This is a genomic window from Dietzia sp. UBA5065 (genome assembly GCA_002415925.1).
Taxonomy (GTDB): domain Bacteria; phylum Actinomycetota; class Actinomycetes; order Mycobacteriales; family Mycobacteriaceae; genus Dietzia.
This window is the reverse complement of sequence record DIAZ01000157.1, coordinates 1-678: the sequence shown is the minus strand read 5'-3', so window position 1 is coordinate 678 and position 678 is coordinate 1. Positions and strand designations below refer to the sequence as shown.

1 protein-coding gene and 1 pseudogene are annotated in these 678 nt (G+C 72.3%); both read right to left on the bottom strand.

The features are described 5' to 3' along the window. The coding region (locus B4M60_RS12810; RefSeq protein ID WP_291084622.1) for an arsenate reductase ArsC at nucleotides 1-426 on the bottom strand (426 nt) is incomplete at its 3' end. Between the two features lie 21 nt (nucleotides 427-447). Then, nucleotides 448-678 (bottom strand): annotated as a pseudogene (locus B4M60_RS12805) (arsenate reductase ArsC); the annotation flags it as partial.

Sequence of the window (678 nt, the reverse complement as noted above, 5' to 3'; positions counted from 1 at the left end):
GGCTCGCGTGGTCAGCTCGGCGATCAGGGCCTCGACCCGGTCGCGGATCTCGTCCCGGATCGGCCGCACCGCCTCGACGCCCCGTCCGGCCGGGTCCTCGAGGTCCCAGTCGCGGTAGGACGTGCCGGGGAAGACCGGGCAGGTGTCCCCGCACCCCATGGTGATCACCACGTCGGAGGCCTTGACCGCCTCGGTGGTGAGGATCTTGGGGTTCGCGGTGGAGATGTCGATCCCCACCTCGGACATCGCCTCCACCGCGGCCGGGTTCAGTTGGTCGGCGGGGGCGCTGCCGGCGGAGCGGACCTCGATCCGGTCGCCGGCGAGCGCGGCGAGGAAGCCGGCGGCCATCTGCGAGCGGCCGGCGTTGTGGACGCACACGAACAGCACCGACGGTCGAGCGGTGTCGGCGGGGGAGTCGTCGGTCATGGAGGGCGGTGGTCCTTCCGGTCAGGCGGCGTCGGCGGTGAGTTCGGTGAGCAGGTGTCGGACACGGGCGTCGATGTGGTCCCGGATCTCGCGCACGGCCTCGAGAGACCTGCCCTCCGGGTCGTCGAGCGTCCAGTCGAGGTAGCGCTTGCCGGGGTACACGGCGCAGGCGTCCCCGCAGCCCATGGTGACCACCACGTCGGCGGCCGAGACCACGTCGTCGGTGAGGGGCTTGGGGAACTCGTCGCCCAG